Genomic DNA, 16991 nt, shown 5'->3' with positions numbered 1-16991 from the left:
TGCGTTCGTCGCGGGGTTGCGTTCCTCACAGCGCCGCTGTGGTGGTCACCTGCCGACCCTCGGCAGGAGTACGCGAAGAGGCGTCAACCGGCCGCGGTGGCCATCCGGTGCAGGAGACCCGCCACGAGCGCGACCCGGTCGGGGATGTCGTCGACGATCACGTGCTCGTGGCGGGCGTGGGGGCCCGCCCCGCTGCAGCCGAGCCCGTCGAGGACCGGCACGCCGAGCGCGGCGATGAAGTTCGCGTCGCTGCCGCCGCCGACGCTGATCGGCTCAAGGGGCCCGCGCAGCTCGGTGGCGACCTCGTCGGCCAGGCCGAACAGGGCCTCGCTCGCCGGGGTCAGGCGCATCGCCGGGCGGTTCCACTGCCCGCCGACGAGCACGTCGACGCGCGGATCACTGGGCCGGAGCGCGGCCAGCACCTCGTCGACGCGGTCGGCTTCGTCCTGCCTGCTGATGCGGACGTCGACGAGGCAGTGCGCACGGCCCGCGACGACGTTACGGGCGGTGCCGCCGTCGAAGGTACCGATGTTGATCGTGGTCCCGGCATCGGGGTCCTGCGCCGCGGCGAGCCGGGTGACCAGCTCGGCGAGTGCGTGGACCGCGCTGGCGCCGGCCGCGGGGTCGTTACCGGCGTGGGACTCGATGCCGGTGGTGGTGAGGCTGAAGGTGCCGACGCCCTTGCGTTCGGTCTTGACGTCCCAGCCGACTCCGGGTTCGAGTACCAGCGCCGCCGCGCAGTCGCGTGCCGCGTCCTCGATGAGGGGGCGCGACAGGGGGCTGCCGAGCTCCTCGTCACCGGTGAACACGAACGTCACCGTCGGGTGGGGCAGTCCCAGGGCGCGCAGGGCCCGCAGCGCCCAGACCCCCGTGACGATCCCGGCCTTCATGTCGTAGACACCCGGTCCCCTGGCTGTCCCGTCGTCCACGGTGAAGGGCCACTCGGCCAGCGTGCCGGCCGGCCACACCGTGTCGTAGTGGCAGATCAGAAGCACCGGCTTCCCCGGGGTGCCGGTGCCCGGATAGGTCACCGTCAGCACATCACCGTGCTCCACCTGCTCGTGGCGGATCCATGCGGCCGGCGGGCCAAGCCGGTCCTCCACCCAGGACCTGATCGAGGCGGCGGTGGTGTCCAGCAACGCCTTGTCGGTACTGGGCGACTCGAGGCCGACGAGCGCCGACAGATCGGTGAGCAGGTCGTCGAGGTGGGTTCGGGTCCAGGTGGACAACGACTTCGCGGACAAGGGGTACGCCAATCTGTGTGTGTGGGGGTGAGGGAGTTATCGGACGGGGACGCCGGGGCCGAGCGGGATGTCCAGCGCGTACCAGGCGAGGAACATCGCCAGCCATACGACGAGGTTGACCACGGCCAGCGGCAGGACCAGGGACATCAGCGTGCCGATCCCCGCGGACGGCCGGTAGCGGCGGATGAACCCCAGCGCGATGACGAAGTACGGGCTCATCGGGCTGAGACTGTTGGTGGGAGCGTCGGCGATACGGAACAGCGCCTGGGTGGTCTCCGGCCGGATGCTCAGCAGCATCAGCATCGGCACCAGGATCGGCGCGATCAGCGACCACATCGCCGAGCCGCTGGTGAGGAACAGGTTCAGCAGACTGACCAGCAGCACCGCACCGACGAAGATCACCACGGGTTGCGCGCCGAGCGAGTCGAGCACCCGGGCGCCGGTGATCGCGATGATCTGTCCGAGGTTGGTCCACTTGAAGTAGCCGAGGCACTGCGAGACCGCGAAGAACAGCACGAGGACCGGGACCAGTTCGCGCAGCCCTCGTGCCATCAGGTCCGGGATGTCCTGCGCGGCGGTGATGGTGCGCACGGTCAGCCCGTACACGGTGCCGATGACCATGAAGAACGCCATCAGCACCACGGCGACGTTGTCGAGCAGCGGCGATTCCACGATGGAACCGCCGTCGCCGCGCAGGGGCGAGCCGGCGGGCAGCATCGCGAGGACCACCGCGGCCACGTACAGCGCTCCGGCGGTGATCGCCCGGCGTACACCCTTGCGCTCGTCGGCGGACAGGGTCATGTCGGGCAGTTCTTCGACGTCGGTCAGCTCCGCCTCGGTGGCGTTCATCGCGGCGACCCGGCGCGCGACGACGGTTTCGGTGACGAGCGTGATCACGACCGCGAGCAACAGGCAGGACGCCGCGGAGAAGTACCAGTTCGACACCGGGCTGACCGAGTAGGACGGGTCGATGGTGTGCGCCGCCGAAGTGGTCAGGCCGGCGAAGATGGCGTCGGACCCCTCGATCACCGGACTGACGCTGCTCGCGCCGCCCACGGCTACGTACGAAACGACCGCGCCGATGATCGGGCTGCGGCCCACCGCGCGGAACGCGATCATGCCGAGCGGGATCATCACCACGAACGCGGCATCTCCGGCCACGTGGGAGAACATGCTGGTCAGCGCCACGGCGAAGGTCACCATTTTGGCCGGGACCCGGGCGAGCGCAGCGCGCATCAGTGCGGGGAGCAGCCCTGTGCCGTCCGCGATCGCGACGCCGAGCATGACCACGACGATCAGCCCCAGCGGCGGGAAGTTCACGAAGTTCGTGATCAGGTCGCCCAGGACCATCTTCACGCCGGCGTCGGAGACGATGCTCTTGACCTCGATGACCTTGTCGTCGGCCGGTGAGACCACCGAGACGTCGAGGGTGGCAAGGAGCCAGCTCGCCGCCACGATCAGCCCGCTCAGGATCACGAACAGCCAGAACGGGTGCGGCAGTTTGTTCCCCGCCCGGTCCACGAAGTCCAGCCCACGCAGGATCACTGTCGTCGGCGAACGCCGCCGTTTCGTCGTCACCTCGGTCATGAGAACCCTCCCGCTGCTGATCAGTGGCGATATAGCCCGCCATCAGACAGCGCTGTGCTTCTTTGTGTCAAGCAGGAGATGTATAACGACAGAATCGCTCTGTGTAGGCTGTCCGCATGCAAGCGATGGAACAAGGGCCCGACGACGCGGACCTCGATCTGGTGGCTGCGCTGCAGATCGCGCCCCGAGCACCGCTGAACACGGTCGCCGAGATCCTGGGCACCTCGGCCAGCACGGCGGGGCGGCGCATCCAGCGGCTGCAGCAGCTCGGGCTCCTGCGCTTCATCGGCACCGTGCACTGGTCGCTCATCACGACCGGCAATCCCTACGTGGTGTGGATCAAGTGCCGGCCGGGCGCCACCGTCGACGTCGCGGCGGCCATCCAGAAGGTGCCGCAGGCCCAGTCGCTCATCACCACCACCGGCGACTCGGACATCTACTGCACTCTCTATCCGCTGCCGGGCACGGACCCGCGCCGCCTGCTGACCCGGACGCTGCCCGAGATCCCCGGCATCGCGTCCATCCAGTCGCATCTGGTACTGCGCTCCGCCCGCGAAGCGTTCACCTGGCGGCTCGACCGGCTCACCGCCCGGCAGACGCAGGAGTTGCGCCAGCAGGCCGACACCCTCCCCGATGCGGCGCCCACCACCGTCGGACCCCTCAACGAGATCGAGTTCCGGACGCTCCAGTTGCTGGTCGAGGACAGCCGGATCTCCGCGGCGCAGGTCGCCCGCGAACTCGACGTCAGCCGGTCCACCGCCTACCGGACGATCCAGTCGCTCCTGGAGTCGGGGGCCGTGCGACCGCGGGTGGAGATAGAGCCGGCCGTTCTCGGGTTCCCGATCACCGCGCTGTTCACCCTCGACGTCCAGCCGCGGCACATCCCCGCGGTGCTGACCGCGCTCGGCGAGCACCCCTGCGCGCGGTTCACCGTCATGACGGCCGGGCCGGCCTCGATCCTCCACCACGGCGTGTTCACCGACGAGAACCACCTGTCCAGGTTCGTCACCGACGACCTCGGCGCACTCCCCGGTCTCAACGGCTTCAACACCCTGATCGCCCTGTCCGTCCTGCGCCGCCAGTGGATCGACCGCGACGACGACCTCGTCCTGGGGCACCGGGCCCACGACATCCTGTCGGCGAACCACCACACCCGACAGGTCCGGTAGGAGTCACGGGACCTCCGCTCCGCGTAATCCTCTAATCCTCAACAAAGCCCTGTCGCGGCACTCGCCCCTCCCGGGACACGGTTCTAGGGTGACCCACATCACGTCTGGTGGCTGATTTCCCTCGCACGGTTCCCTGGGAGGGCACATGACCCGAATCTCGGTGAAGGTGGACGGCACGACGTACGAGGACGAGGTGGAACCCCGTCTTCTGCTGATCCACTACCTGCGTGACCGGCTGGGCCTGACCGGCACCCCCGTCGGCTGCGACACCTCCAACTGCGGGGCCTGCACCGTCGACCTGGACGGCGAGACCGCAAAGAGCTGCTCGGTGCTCGCCGTCCAGGCCGACGGGAGCGAAGTGACCACCGTCCAGGGGCTGGCCACGAACGGGGAGTGGCACCCCCTCCAGAAGGCGTTCCACGAACGGCACGCCCTGCAGTGCGGGTACTGCACCCCAGGGATGATCATGGCCGCGCGTGACCTCCTCCGGGAGAACCCGGAGCCCAGCGCCGACGACGTACGCCACGCACTGGAGGGCAACCTCTGCCGGTGCACCGGCTACCAGAACATCGTGCGCGCGGTCCTCGCCGCCTCCGGAGCCGCCGAACCCTCCGCCCGGGACGCCCAGAACCCTCAGGACGCCCAGGAGGTGACGACATGAGCGAGCAGACGGGAGAGCAGACGGGAGAGCAGACCGGCGAGCGTGAAGTCGGCCGGTCCCGCCCCCGCAAGGAGGACGCGCGGCTCGTCACCGGACAGACCAACTGGACCGACAACATCAGTGTCGCCGGCCTGCTGCACCTGGCGATCCTGCGCAGCCCGATGGCGCACGCCCGCGTCGGCCGTGTCGACGTCTCTCCCGCCCTCGAACGGCCGGGTGTCGTCGCCGCGTTCACCGGCCGCGACTTCGCGGAAAGCACGGCCTCGCTGCCGTGCGCTTGGCCGGTGACCGAGGACATCGTCCTGCCGGACCATCCGGCCGTCGCGGTCGACGAGGTCCGGTACGCGGGCGATCCGGTGGCGGTCGTCGTGGCCCGCGACCGGTACGCGGCGGCCGACGCGCTCGAAGCGATCGAGGTCGACTACGAGCCCCTGCCCCCGGTGCTCGATCTGGAGGCCGCGCTCGCGGACGACGCCCCACTGGTGCACGCGGACAAGGGGACCAACCGCAGCTATGTCTGGCCGCTGGCCACAGGGGAGAGCTACGAGACGGCTCGGCAGCGCGCCGACGTGGTCCTGCACCGCCGCTATCTCCAGCAACGGCTCATCGCCAACGCCATGGAGCCGCGGTCGGTCGTCGTCACCCCGCTCGCCGCGTCCGGCGAGTACACCGTGTACTCGGCGACCCAGGTCCCGCACGTCCTGCGCGTCATGCTGTCGATGGTGACCGGCGTCCCCGAGCACAAACTGCGTGTGGTCGCCCCCGACGTCGGCGGCGGCTTCGGCTCCAAACTCCAGGTGTACGGCGAGGAGGTCATCGCCCTCGACATCGCACGCCGCCTCGGCCGCCCGGTCAAGTGGACCGAGTCCCGCTCGGAGGGCTACCTCGCCACCCACCACGGGCGCGGCCAGATCCAGGACATCGAGGTCGCCGCGACCCGCGAGGGCAGACTGCTCGGCCTGAAGGTCGACCTGCTCGCCGACATGGGCGCCTATCTGATGCTGGTCACGCCGGGCATCCCGATCCTCGGCGCCTTCATGTATCCGGCGATCTACAAGATGGACGCGTACGAGTTCACCTGCACGGGGGTGTTCACGACGCGGACGCCCACGGACGCGTACCGGGGTGCGGGGCGCCCGGAGGCCACGTACGCCATCGAGCGGATCATGGATGAGCTGGCCGTCGAAGTGGGCCTGGATCCGGTGGAGTTGCGGCGGCGGAACTGGATCGGGCACGAGGAGTTCCCGTACACGTCGGTCTCGGGTCTGACCTACGACAGCGGCAACTACGAGGCCGCCACCGACAAGGCGCTCGCCCTCTTCGGGTACGACGAGCTGCGGGCCGAGCAGGCCAAGCGCAACGAGAGCGGTGACCTGGTGCGGCTCGGCATCGGTGTCTCCACGTACACCGAGATGTGCGGGCTCGCGCCGAGCCGGGTGCTGCGGGATCTGCGGTACACGGCCGGCGGCTGGGAGGCGGCGAGCATCCGGATGCTGCCCACCGGCAAGGTCGAGGTGGTCACCGGTACCAGCCCGCACGGGCAGGGGCACGAGACCTGCTGGAGCCAGATCGCCGCCGACGTGCTCGGGGTGCCCTTCGAGGACGTGGAGGTCGTGCACGGCGACACCAGGTCGGCACCACAGGGCATGGACACCTACGGGTCGCGGTCGCTGGTCGTCGGGGGTACGGCGGTCCATCACGCGGCCCTCAAGGTGGTCGACAAGGCGCGGAAGGTGGCCGCGCATCTGCTGGAGGCCGACGAGCGCGACCTGGAGTTCACGGACGGCGTGTTCTCCGTGACGGGTTCGCCCGAGGCGCGCAGGACGATCCAGGAGGTCGCCTTCGAGACGTTCTCCTCGCACGACCTGCCCGACGGCATGGAGCCGACGATCAACGCCGAGCACCTCGTCGACCCGGAGAACTTCTCCTACCCGCACGGCACCCACCTGTGCGCGGTCGAGATCGACACGGAGACCGGGCGGACCTCGATCCGCTCGTACGTCTGCGTGGACGACGTCGGCCGGGTCGTCAACCCGGTGATCGTCGAGGGACAGGTGCACGGCGGGCTCGCGCAGGGCATCGCGCAGGCGCTCTACGAGGAGGCGGTGTACGACGACGAGGGCAACCTCGTGTCCGGCACCATGGCCGACTACCTGGTGCCCGGCGCACCGGACCTGCCCGAGTTCACCACCGACCGCACGGAGACACCCGCCACCTCAAATCCGTTGGGAGTCAAGGGAGTCGGGGAAGCGGGCACCATCGCCTCGACGCCCGCCGTCGTCAACGCGATCGTGGACGCGCTGCGGCCACTGGGCGTCCACGACGTGCGGATGCCCTGCTCGCCTGGCCGGATCTGGGAAGCCCTGCGGTCCGCTCAGAAATCCACTCAGAAGGAGGCGGGGCCGTCGTGATTCCCCCGGCATTCGAGTACGCGCGGCCCGCGAGCATCGACGACGCCGTACGCACACTCGCCGAGGCCGGCGAGGACGCGAAGGTCCTGGCGGGCGGGCAGAGCCTGCTGCCGTTGCTGCGGTTGCGGCTCGCCTTCCCCGAACTGGTCGTCGACATCGGCCGGATACCCGGGCTTCGCGGGGTCCGCGAGGACGGCGGGACGCTGGTCATCGGCGCACTGACCACCCACCACGACGTCATCGCCGACCCACTGGTACGCCGTCACGCGGGCCTCCTCGCGGCGGCCACGGCGACGGTCGCCGACCCCGCCATACGCCATCGGGGCACCCTCGGCGGCTCGCTCGCCCACGCCGATCCGGGCGGCGATCTGCCGGCGGTGGCACTCACCCTGGACGCGGAACTGATCGCGGTGGGGCCCGAGGGCCGACGGGCCATTCCCGCCCGGGAGTTCTTCGTCGACTTCCTCCAGACCGCGCTGCGGCCGGACGAGTTGCTGGTGGAGGTACGGGTCCCCAAGACCGACGAATCCGACGGCTGGGGCTTCCACTACGAGAAGTTCAGCCGGGTCGCGCAGGCCTGGGCCATGGTCGGTGTGGCGGCGCTCGTGCGGCGCGAGGACGGACACCTGGCGGAGGCACGGATCGGCCTCACCAACATGGGGGCCACTCCCCTGCGGGCCTCGGCGACCGAGGACGCGCTGACGGGCGCGGGGGCGGACGGGGTGGCACGGGCCGCGCAGTCGGCGGCGGAGGGGACACGGCCGTCCTCCGATCCCTCGGCCTCCGCCGAGTACCGCAGCCATCTGGCCCGGGTGCTCACGCGGCGTTCGGTGCTGGCCGCCGCGAGGATGGGGTGAGGCCGATCGCACGCGAAGAGCAGGAAGAACACGAAGAGTCAGCACAGGAAGAGGGGAACGGGGCGGGCGGCGGGCCCGCGTGGCCGGCGGAGCCCGACGATGTGCGGGCCCGGCTCGGACAGAGCGGATACCTCGTCGACGACGGGCTGGCGGTCGCCTGCTTCCTGGCCCTCAGGCTGCGTCGCCCGATCTTCTGCGAGGGCGACGCTGGCGTGGGGAAGACCGCGCTGGCCTCGGCCCTCGCCACGGCACTGGACGCTCCGCTGATCCGCCTCCAGTGCTATGAGGGCATCGACGCCTCGCAGGCGCTGTACGACTGGGACTTCCCGCGCCAGTTGCTGCATCTGCGGGCGGCCGAGGCGGCCGGGATCACCGACGCGGACCGGCTGGAGGGCGAACTGTACGGGCGGCGGTTCCTGATCGCCCGGCCGCTCCTGCAGGCCCTGGAGACCCGGTCGTGCGTGCTGCTCGTCGACGAGATCGACCGCGCCGACGACGAGTTCGAGGCGTTCCTGCTCGAACTGCTCTCCGAGTACACGGTCACGATCCCCGAACTCGGCACCCTGCGCGCCGAGTCGCCGCCGGTCGTGGTGCTCACCTCCAACCGGACCCGTGAGGTGCACGACGCGCTGAAGCGGCGCTGCCTCTACCACTGGTTCGACCACCCCGGCTTCGCGCGCGAACTCGCCATCGTACGAAGGCGGGTTCCGGGTGCGTCGGCGCGTCTCGCCGAGCAGGTGACCGTTCTCGCCCAGGCACTGCGTGCGCAGGAGCTGGTGAAGCCCCCGGGGGTGGCGGAGACCATCGACTGGGCGCAGGCCATGGCCGCGTTGGGTGCCACGGAGGTCGACGCGGAGCTGGCGGTGGTCACACTGGGGTCGGTGCTGAAGTACCGGGAGGACCTGGAGAGGGCTCGCGGGCTCGACCTGACGGCACTGCTCGCGGGTCCCGTGGACGGTGGCGTGTGGTGACCGGACCGGGTGTCGACGCGCCCGGCGTTCTGGTCGGCTTCGCCCGGGCTCTGCGCGCCGCCGGGGTGGACGCCGGCCCCGACCGCGTACACGCGCTGATCGGCGCGCTCGATGTGCTGCGGCCGGGCGTGCGGTCCGACGTGTACTGGTCGGGGCGGCTCACCCTGTGCGGCAGCCGGGACGATCTGGAGCGGTACGACCGGGTGTTCGCCGCGTACTTCGGGGGCTCGGTGTCCCGAGGCGGGGCGGTGCGCGGCGTTCGCGCCACGCGGCTGCGGGTGACCGTACGGGACGCGGGGCCCGCTCCCCGTACCGGGGACGAGAGCGAGCGGGACGCCGTACCCGCGGCGGTGCTCGCGAGCTCGGCCGAGGTGCTGCGGCACCGGGACTTCGCCGACCTCACCGATGCGGAGCGGGGGCAACTGCGGCGCCTGCTCGCAGTGTTCGCGTTGCCCGGTGAGCCCCGGCGTACCGCGCGGCTGCGCCCGGCCCGGCGTGGGTCCTTCGACCCTCGGCGGACCGTGCGGGAGGTCCTGCGGCGGGGCGGTGAACTCGCGCCGCCCCGCCGGCGCACACGGGCCGAGCGGCCGCGGCGGGTGGTGCTGCTGGTGGACGTGAGCGGTTCCATGGCGGCGTACGCGGACGCGCTGCTGCGGTTCGCGCACGCCGCCGCACACGGCGGCCGGGTGCGGACGGAGGTGTTCACCATCGGTACGCGGCTGACGCGGGTGACCCGTGAGCTGACCCATCGCGATCCCGGCACCGCGCTGGCCGCGGTCGCGGCGGCCGTACCCGACTGGCGCGGCGGCACCCGGCTCGGTGAGCTGCTGCGGGCCTTCCTCGACCGGTGGGGGCAGCGCGGCATGGCGCGCGGCGCGGTGGTCGTGGTGCTGTCGGACGGCTGGGAGCGTGGCGATCCGGAACTGCTCGCCGCCCAGATGCGACGCTTGCACCGGCTGGCTCACCGGGTGATCTGGGCCAATCCGCGCAAGGCCCGCCCCGGTTACGCACCCCTGGCCGCCGGTATGGCGGCGGCACTGCCGAGCGTGGACGCGTTCGTCGAGGGCCACAGTCTGGCCGCGCTGGAACGTCTGGCGGCGGTGGTGAGAGGAGCGGACGATGCGTGAGATCCTCCCGGCGCTCGGCCGGTGGTACGCGGAGGGCTCCCCCTTCGGTCTCGCCACCGTCGTCGCCGTCAGCCGGAGCGCGCCCCGGGACCCCGGTGCCTCCATGGCCGTCGGGCCCGGTGACGAGGTCGTGGGCAGTGTGTCCGGCGGCTGCGTCGAGGGCGCGGTCTTCGAGCTGGCCCAGGAGGTGGCCGGGTCGGGTGAGGCCCGGCTGGAGACGTTCGGGTACAGCGACGAGGACGCGTTCGCCGTCGGGCTGACCTGTGGCGGGGAGATCACCCTCCTCGTACGGCCGGTGACGGCCTCTCTCGATCCGTCCTTCGGGGCGGTCGCGGAGTCGGTGGCCGCGGGCCGCCCGGTGACCGTGGCGACGGTGGTCGACGGTCCCGCGCGGCGCGGCGCGACCCTCGCCGTCTGGGCGGACGAGGTGTCCGGGACGCTCGGCACCACGGGCCTGGACGTGGCCGTGACCGCCGACGCGCGCGGCGAACTGGCCCTGGGCGCGACGGGCCTGCGGCACTACGGACCGCGGGGCGAACGGCGCGAGGACGCGGTGACGGTGTTCCTCCACTCCTTCGCTCCCCCGCCGCGCATGCTGGTCTTCGGGGCGATCGACTACGCGGCGGCGGTGGCCCGCATCGGCGCGTTTCTCGGCTACCGGGTCACGGTGTGCGACGCGCGGCCCGTCTTCGCCACCCCCAAGCGCTTCCCGGCGGGCGTCGAGGTCGTCGTCGAGTGGCCGCACCGCTTCCTCCAGAAGACGGACACGGACGAGCGCACGGTGATCTGTGTCCTCACCCACGACCCCAAGTTCGACGTGCCGCTCCTGGAGGAGGCGCTGCGCCGCCCGGCCGCGTACATCGGGGCGATGGGCAGCCGCCGCACCCACGACGACCGCATGAAACGGCTGCGGGACGGCGGGCTCGACGCGGCCGGCCTCGCCAGGCTGCGCTCGCCGGTCGGCCTCGACCTCGGGGCGCGGACGCCCGAGGAGGTGGCCGTGTCCGTCGCCGCCGAGATCGTCGCGCTGCGCTGGGGCGGCAGTGGCGCCCCGCTGACGGCGACGGCCGGGGAGATCCACCCGCGCCGGTAGACCACGGCGGTGGATCAGCCTCCTTGCTCGGTCTCCGACGGGTTCGGTGCTCGGTCTTCAGCACTCACTCTTCGACGGGTTCGGTGAGGGCGGGTTCGGTGACGGCGAGTTCGGCCCACACCTGTTTGCCGCCGCTGACCGGGACGGTGCCCCAGGTGGCGGAGAGGGCCTCGACGAGGAGGATGCCGCGGCCTCCGGTGGCCTCCCAGCCGATGCTCCTGGGCTTGACGGGTGTACGCGGTGAGATGTCGGCGACGGCGACGCGCAGGCGGCTGTTGATGAGGGTGAGGTCGAGACGGACCTGGCCGTCGGTGTGCACGAGGGCGTTGGTGACGAGTTCGGAGACGACCAGGAGGATGGCGTCGGGCTCGTCCGTGACACCCCAGGCGCGCAGGGCACGCCGGGTGAAGCGGCGGGCGTGGCGGACGGCCTCGGGTACGCGCCACACGGTCCAGCTCTCGCGCAGCGGTCGCAGGTCCAGTCCGTCGTAGCGCATGAGGAGCAGGGCCACGTCGTCGCTGCGGTTGGCGTCCGCGAGCAGGGCGTCCGCGACGAGCCCGAGGTGGGCGGGGTCGGCGGCGGCCAGCTGGCCGGCCAGCCGGTTCAGGCCGTCCTCCAGGTCGAGTTCGGCGGACTCGACCAGGCCGTCCGTGGTGAGGGCCACCAGGGTGCCGGGCCGGAGCGGCAGGGGGCTCATCGGAAAGTCGGCCTGCATGATGACGCCGAGGGGCGGCCCGCCCTCGGTGACGACGATGTCGGTGGTGCCGTCCGGGTGACGCAGCACCGGTGGCAGATGCCCGGCGCGTACACACCACGCCGTGCCCTCCTCCATGTCCACGTCGACGTAGCAGCAGGTGGCGAACAGGTCGGTCTCCATGCCCACGAGCAGCCGGTTGGCGTGCGAGACGACCACGTCCGGTGGGTGGCCCTCGACGGCGTACGCGCGCAGGGCGGTGCGCATCTGGCCCATCAGGGTGGCGGCCTGGGCGTTGTGTCCCTGGACGTCGCCGATGACGAGGGCGACGTGGTTGTCGGACAGCGGGATCACGTCGTACCAGTCGCCGCCGACCTCCAGGCCCGCCGTGGTGGGCAGATAGCGGGCGACGGCCTCGGCGCCGGGCAGCGGCGGCAGCCTGCGCGGGAGCAGGGTGCGCTGGAGCATGCCGACGAGTTCGTGTTCGGCGTCGAAGGCGTGGGCGCGCATCAGGGCCTGGCCCGCGAGGCCGGCGGAGGCGGTGAGCAGGGCGCGCTCGTCGGGGCCGAAGTCGTGCGGGGTGTCCCAGCCGATGAGGCAGGCGCCGGCCATCCGGCCGCCGGCCGGCAGCGGAAGGACGGCGAGGCCGCCGGGGCCGACGTCGGCGAGCGCGGGTTCGAGCGGGGTCCCGGCGGGCCAGATCGCCGCGCGTCCCTCCCGCAGGGCCGCCGCGAGGGTCGGCATGGTGCGCACGGGGGCGTCGGGCCACTCCGAGCGCCATTCGGTGCGCCACACCTCGGGCCAGGCCTCCGGCTCCGGCGGGTCCAGGACGGTGACGACGAGCCGGTCGCCCTCCAGTTCGGCCAGGGCGATGCGGTCGGCCATCAGAGGCCGGCGCAGCGCGGTGACGACCGCCTGGCCGACGTCGCGGACGGTGCCCGCGGTGGCGAGGGCGGCGGCGAGGCGCTGGACGCGAGCCACCTCGTTGCCGCCGGAGCGCAGCTTCGAGGCGTCGGCGACGGTACCCACCAGCCGGGAGGGGCGTCCGTCGGCGGCGGGCAGCAGCCGGGCGCGCAGCCTGAGCCACCGCTGCTCGCCGGAGGGCTGCAGGATGCGGAACTCCAGCTCCCGCTCGCCGATGGACATGTGGTCGGCCTCCACCACGGACATCAGCGTGGGCAGGTCCTCCGGCACGGTCATGCTCAGCAGGGTCTCGACCTTGCCGTCGAAGACGTCGGGGACGAGTCCGAACAGCTCCAGCATCTCGTGGTCGACCTCGACCCGCCCCGAGTCCAGGGCCAGGCTGAACGAGCTGCTGGGCAGCGCCCCGGAGCCACCGGCCCCGGACGAGGGCGGGAAGGAGACCGCCTCGGCGAACAGCTCCAGGCACTTGCGGTCCTCGGTGTCGAAGCCGCCCGGGCTCTCGCTCACGGCCACCAGACAGCCGCCGCCGCGCGGGTCGGGCGGCAGTGGCAGGGCGGCCAGCCAGAAGTCCCCCGCCGGGGTGGGCCGGGCGCCGGGCGCCACGGCGAGCTCTTCCGGGCTGAGCCACCGGGGTTGCCCGGCGCGGTAGGCGTCGGCTGCGGGCGAGCCGCCGGAGAGCGGGTAGCTGTCGCGTACGCCGTACAGGGCGCGGGGTACGCCGGCGGACTCGATCAGGCACAGCTGGTCACCGTGCTCCCCCGGTGCGTACACGAGGGCGAGGGTCGCGCCGCCATAGACGAGCACCTGTTCGAGCACGCTCCGCAGTCGTTCCGGGGAGCCGAGGTCCGCGCGGAGCGCCTTGAGGGCAAGTTCGGCACGCAGCGTTCTCGTTCTGCGTCCCGCACCGCCCTCACTGACCACGTCCGCAATTACAGCGCTTCCCGGACGCGGGCGCAGCCCCTGTGACCGTTCCGAAGTCGCGTGGCGCGTCGGCCGGGCGCGCACGGGCCGTGCCCGCGGGCCCGTGGGCGGCGTCACAGGGAGTTTCCGGCTCCACTCCCAAGTTCCGCCGACAGGGGTCACGCTGCGTACGCGGATGGACGAGCGGTCCGCCGGCACCGGCCCGGGAAAGCCGTGCATTGTGCACGGTGACCTCGTGACAGGCGTGACTGTCCGTGCCCGGGGTGAGGTGGAACGCTCAACGAAGAGCCGGAGGGGGTTTCGATGGACAAGCGGTACGAGGTCTACGCACTGGCCGACAGATACTTCTACGAGACGCCTGACCGGCTGACCGGAGAGGGGCGCGACACCGCTCCCGTCTATGAGACGGCCGAGCGGGCGGTGCCCGCGGGATGGCGGGCGGCGCGGATCGGCGACTGGCTGGCGTTGACCCCTGTCGACACCGAGGGCAGGCCGCGGTCCGGACCGGCCCAGGGCTGGAAGATCCACGCGTCGGCCACGCGGGAGAACGCGGAGCGGATCGCGGGGATCGTGTGGGACTACTGCGTCCCGAGGGCCATCCCGTTCAAGTTCGTCCCGGGACCGCAACTGCTGCACCTGCGGAACGTGAAGTACGCGGCCCGCGACGGCAGCGGCAAGTTCGTCACCGTCTACCCGGCGGACGAGCGGCAGCTCCAGATGGTGCTGGAGGAGCTGGGCGCGTTACTTGAGGGTCTCGAAGGCCCGTACATCCTCACCGATCTGCGCTGGAACGACGGACCGCTGTACGTGCGCTACGGCGCTTTCGCCAGGTCGTTCGTCGTCGACGACCGCGGCACGCTGGTGCCGGCGGTGACGGACGGCGAGGGCCGGCTGGTCCCCGACCGGCGCGCGCCCTCCTTCCAGGTGCCCGAGTGGGTGGCCCTGCCCGCGTTCCTGGAACCTCAGCTCGCGGCACGCAACACCACGACGGTCGGCGACCTGCCGTACCGCATCGAGAAGGCGCTGCACTTCTCCAACGGCGGTGGCGTGTACTCGGGCGTCGACACCCGGGACGGACAGCGGGTCGTCCTGAAGGAAGGCCGGCCGCACGCGGGGCTCGCCGCCGACGGGGCGGACGCCGTCACCCGGCTCGCCCGGGAGAAGTACGCCCTGGAGCGGGTGTCCGGGCTCGGCATGGTGCCCGAGGTGCGTGACTGGTTCACCCTCGGCGACCACCGCTTCCTCGTCATGGACTTCCTTCAGGGGCGGCCGCTCAACTCCTTCTTCGCCGAGCGCCATCCACTGCTCTCCCCCGATCCGGACCCGGCCGCCGTCGCCGACTACACGGCCTGGGCGCTGCGCGTCCACCGGCTGGTGGAGGAGGCGGTGGAGGCGGTGCACGGACGCGGAATCGCCTTCAACGACCTGCACGTCTTCAACATCATGGTCGCCCCCGACGAGCAGTCCGTCTCCCTCCTCGACTTCGAGGCGGCGGCGCCCATCGAGGAGGACGGTCGCCAGGTCGTCGCCCACCCCGGGTTCTTCGCGCCGCCGGACCGGAGGGGCGCGGACGTGGACCGGTACGCGCTGGCGTGTCTGCGGCTCGCCCTGTTCATGCCGGTCACCACGCTGTTCGTGGTCGACCGGGCCAAGGCCGCACACCTCGCCGAGGTCGTCCTCGGTCAGTTCCCGGACGTGCCGAGGGCGTTCCTGGAGGAGGCGGTCGCCGAGATCACCCGGACACCCGCGTCCTCCCGGCCCACCACGTCGTCGACCACGGCACCGTCCGCGGTGTCCTCCTCCCCCTCCCCGTACGCCACTCTCGCCGAGCCGGGCGACTGGCCGTACAGCCGTGACTCGATGGTCAAGGCGATCCTCGCCTCGGCCACTCCCGAACGCGACGACCGTCTCTTCCCCGGCGACATCACGCAGTTCTCCGAGGGCGGCGGGCTCGGGCTCGCGTACGGAGCGGCGGGCGTCCTGTACGCCCTGTCCGAGACCGGAGCGGACCGGTACGGGGAGGGCGAGCGCTGGCTGCTCGACCACACGGACCCGCTGCCGGCCGGAACACCGCTCGGGCTGTACGACGGGCTCGCCGGCGTCGCGTACGTCCTCGACCGGCTCGGGCACCGGCAGCGGGCCCTGGACCTCGTCGACACCGTCCTGCACGAGAAGTGGCACAAGCTGTCGTCCGACCTCCAGGGCGGGCTCGCCGGACTGGGCCTGGTCCTCGACGAACTGGGCCGGACGACCGGGGAACCCGAACTGGAGGCACGGGCCGTGGACGTGGCGCGGATCCTCCAGGAACGCCTGGCCGAGCCGCCGACCGACACCAAGAAACGACGTGCCGGGCTCCTTCGCGGCGCGAGCGGACCCGCCCTGTTCCTGCTGCGCCGGTACGAGTCGACCGGTGATCCCGCACTCCTCGCGTCGGCCGCCGAGGCGCTGCGGCGGGACCTGGAGTGCTGCCTCGTGCATCCGGGCGGCAGCCTGGAGGTCGACGAGGGCTGGCGCACACTGCCCTACCTGGGCGACGGCAGCGCCGGGCTCGGCATGGTGATCGACGACTACCTCGGACTCGCCGAGGACGACGACGACGGCGACGGCGAGTTGGGGCGCGGTGAGTTCGAGCGGGCGCGCGCCGGGATCCTGACGGCCTCCACCTCGCGTTTCTACGCGCAACCCGGGCTGTTCCAGGGCCGGGCCGGCATGGTCCTGCACCTGAGCCGTACCGGCGCCGCACCCGAACGGGTCGCCGAGCAGGTCGCCGGACTCGGCTGGTTCGCGATGCCCTTCCAAGGCCAACTGGCTTTCCCCGGCCACCAGATGATGCGCCTCTCCATGGACCTGGGCACCGGAACGGCAGGGTGCCTGCTGGCGCTCGGCGCCGCACTCGACGGCGAGGTCCCCGCTCGACTGCCGTTCCTGCCGCCGCCACGACGGCGGCCCTGATACCCGGTTCCGCCGCCCGGCGGAACCGTCAACCCACCCCGTCCCCACACAAGGGAACACAGGGAAAGGAAAAACAATCATGGCCCTTCTCGACCTGCAGACGATGGAGTCCGACGACCACACCGGCGGCGGCGGTCCCAGCACGCTCAGCCTGCTCTCCTGCGTCAGCGCCGCCAGCGTCACTCTCTGTCTCTGACGGTACCGTTCCCACGGCTCCGGACGGCTCCGCCTCTCTTCACGAGGCAGGGCCGTCCGGGGTCGGTCCTAGGCCCTGTCTGGAGTTCCCCGCCGGGCTCCCGACGCCCGGCACGCACTCTCGCCGCACCGTGCGAAGACCCAAGTACGTCCAGTACGAGGCTCTTCGCACGGCACGCCGAGAG

12 protein-coding genes are annotated in these 16991 nt (G+C 71.8%); 9 read left to right on the top strand and 3 right to left on the bottom strand.

Going from position 1 to position 16991, the window contains the following annotated elements; all coding sequences use genetic code 11:
- Positions 1-83 precede the first annotated feature (83 nt).
- Positions 84-1256: a M20 family metallopeptidase gene (locus AB0D14_RS21490; protein WP_362781303.1), complete on the bottom strand. Its 1173-nt coding sequence runs from the start codon at positions 1254-1256 to the stop codon at positions 84-86.
- A 24-nt stretch (positions 1257-1280) separates the two neighbouring features.
- The gene (locus AB0D14_RS21485; RefSeq protein ID WP_362781302.1) at positions 1281-2831 is read right to left on the bottom strand and encodes an AbgT family transporter; all 1551 of its coding nucleotides are present in this window, start codon (positions 2829-2831) and stop codon (positions 1281-1283) included.
- 116 nt (positions 2832-2947) lie between these two features.
- On the opposite strand from AB0D14_RS21485, the gene AB0D14_RS21480 reads away from it, so the two are divergent.
- The 7 genes from AB0D14_RS21480 to AB0D14_RS21450 all read left to right on the top strand — a co-directional run bounded on the left by AB0D14_RS21480 (position 2948) and on the right by AB0D14_RS21450 (position 11120).
- Positions 2948-4000 carry an Lrp/AsnC ligand binding domain-containing protein gene (locus AB0D14_RS21480; protein ID WP_362781300.1) on the top strand — a complete coding sequence of 351 codons (1053 nt, stop codon included), beginning with the start codon at positions 2948-2950 and terminating at the stop codon, positions 3998-4000.
- 145 nt (positions 4001-4145) lie between these two features.
- Positions 4146-4661 carry a (2Fe-2S)-binding protein gene (locus AB0D14_RS21475; protein ID WP_362781298.1) on the top strand — a complete coding sequence of 172 codons (516 nt, stop codon included), beginning with the start codon at positions 4146-4148 and terminating at the stop codon, positions 4659-4661.
- Positions 4658-7072 (top strand): xanthine dehydrogenase family protein molybdopterin-binding subunit, encoded by a 2415-nt coding sequence (locus tag AB0D14_RS21470; RefSeq protein WP_362781297.1) that lies wholly within the window; start codon positions 4658-4660, stop codon positions 7070-7072. The genes AB0D14_RS21475 and AB0D14_RS21470 overlap by 4 nt, the downstream gene beginning before the upstream one ends.
- On the top strand, positions 7069-7929 hold the full coding sequence (locus tag AB0D14_RS21465; RefSeq protein WP_362781296.1) for a xanthine dehydrogenase family protein subunit M: 861 nt from the start codon (positions 7069-7071) through the stop codon (positions 7927-7929). The genes AB0D14_RS21470 and AB0D14_RS21465 overlap by 4 nt, the downstream gene beginning before the upstream one ends.
- A 101-nt stretch (positions 7930-8030) precedes the next feature.
- Positions 8031-8900 carry a MoxR family ATPase gene (locus AB0D14_RS21460; RefSeq protein ID WP_362781370.1) on the top strand — a complete coding sequence of 290 codons (870 nt, stop codon included), beginning with the start codon at positions 8031-8033 and terminating at the stop codon, positions 8898-8900.
- Entirely contained in the window at positions 8897-10027 is a 1131-nt protein-coding gene (locus tag AB0D14_RS21455; protein WP_362781295.1) for a VWA domain-containing protein, read from the top strand. Before AB0D14_RS21460 ends, AB0D14_RS21455 begins: the two co-directional genes overlap by 4 nt.
- Positions 10020-11120, top strand: coding sequence for an XdhC/CoxI family protein (locus AB0D14_RS21450; protein WP_362781293.1), 1101 nt, complete (start codon positions 10020-10022; stop codon positions 11118-11120). Before AB0D14_RS21455 ends, AB0D14_RS21450 begins: the two co-directional genes overlap by 8 nt.
- Before the next feature lie 64 nt (positions 11121-11184).
- On the opposite strand, the gene AB0D14_RS21445 is transcribed toward AB0D14_RS21450, so the two are convergent.
- Positions 11185-13659 (bottom strand): SpoIIE family protein phosphatase, encoded by a 2475-nt coding sequence (locus tag AB0D14_RS21445; protein WP_362781292.1) that lies wholly within the window; start codon positions 13657-13659, stop codon positions 11185-11187.
- A gap of 303 nt (positions 13660-13962) precedes the next feature.
- On the opposite strand from AB0D14_RS21445, the gene lanKC reads away from it, so the two are divergent.
- Complete coding sequence (lanKC, locus tag AB0D14_RS21440; RefSeq protein ID WP_362781291.1) at positions 13963-16611, top strand: class III lanthionine synthetase LanKC; 2649 nt, start codon at positions 13963-13965, stop codon at positions 16609-16611.
- A 79-nt stretch (positions 16612-16690) separates the two neighbouring features.
- Positions 16691-16807, top strand: a complete 117-nt coding sequence (locus AB0D14_RS21435; protein WP_362781290.1) for a SapB/AmfS family lanthipeptide — start codon at positions 16691-16693, stop codon at positions 16805-16807.
- Positions 16808-16991: the final 184 nt, after the last annotated feature.

The sequence above is a fragment of the Streptomyces sp. NPDC048484 genome (assembly GCF_040651415.1).
GTDB lineage: Bacteria > Actinomycetota > Actinomycetes > Streptomycetales > Streptomycetaceae > Streptomyces.
Note: the sequence above shows the minus strand (reverse complement) of the source record. Positions and strands in the feature narration are given on the sequence as shown.

Coding starts and splice junctions, on each gene's coding strand:
- lanKC (WP_362781291.1), top strand. CDS start 13,963: ATGGACAAGCGGTACGAGGTCTACGCACTGGCCGACAGATACTTCTAC.
- AB0D14_RS21480 (WP_362781300.1), top strand. CDS start 2,948: ATGCAAGCGATGGAACAAGGGCCCGACGACGCGGACCTCGATCTGGTG.
- AB0D14_RS21475 (WP_362781298.1), top strand. CDS start 4,146: ATGACCCGAATCTCGGTGAAGGTGGACGGCACGACGTACGAGGACGAG.
- AB0D14_RS21485 (WP_362781302.1), bottom strand. CDS start 2,831: ATGACCGAGGTGACGACGAAACGGCGGCGTTCGCCGACGACAGTGATC.
- AB0D14_RS21450 (WP_362781293.1), top strand. CDS start 10,020: ATGCGTGAGATCCTCCCGGCGCTCGGCCGGTGGTACGCGGAGGGCTCC.
- AB0D14_RS21470 (WP_362781297.1), top strand. CDS start 4,658: ATGAGCGAGCAGACGGGAGAGCAGACGGGAGAGCAGACCGGCGAGCGT.
- AB0D14_RS21435 (WP_362781290.1), top strand. CDS start 16,691: ATGGCCCTTCTCGACCTGCAGACGATGGAGTCCGACGACCACACCGGC.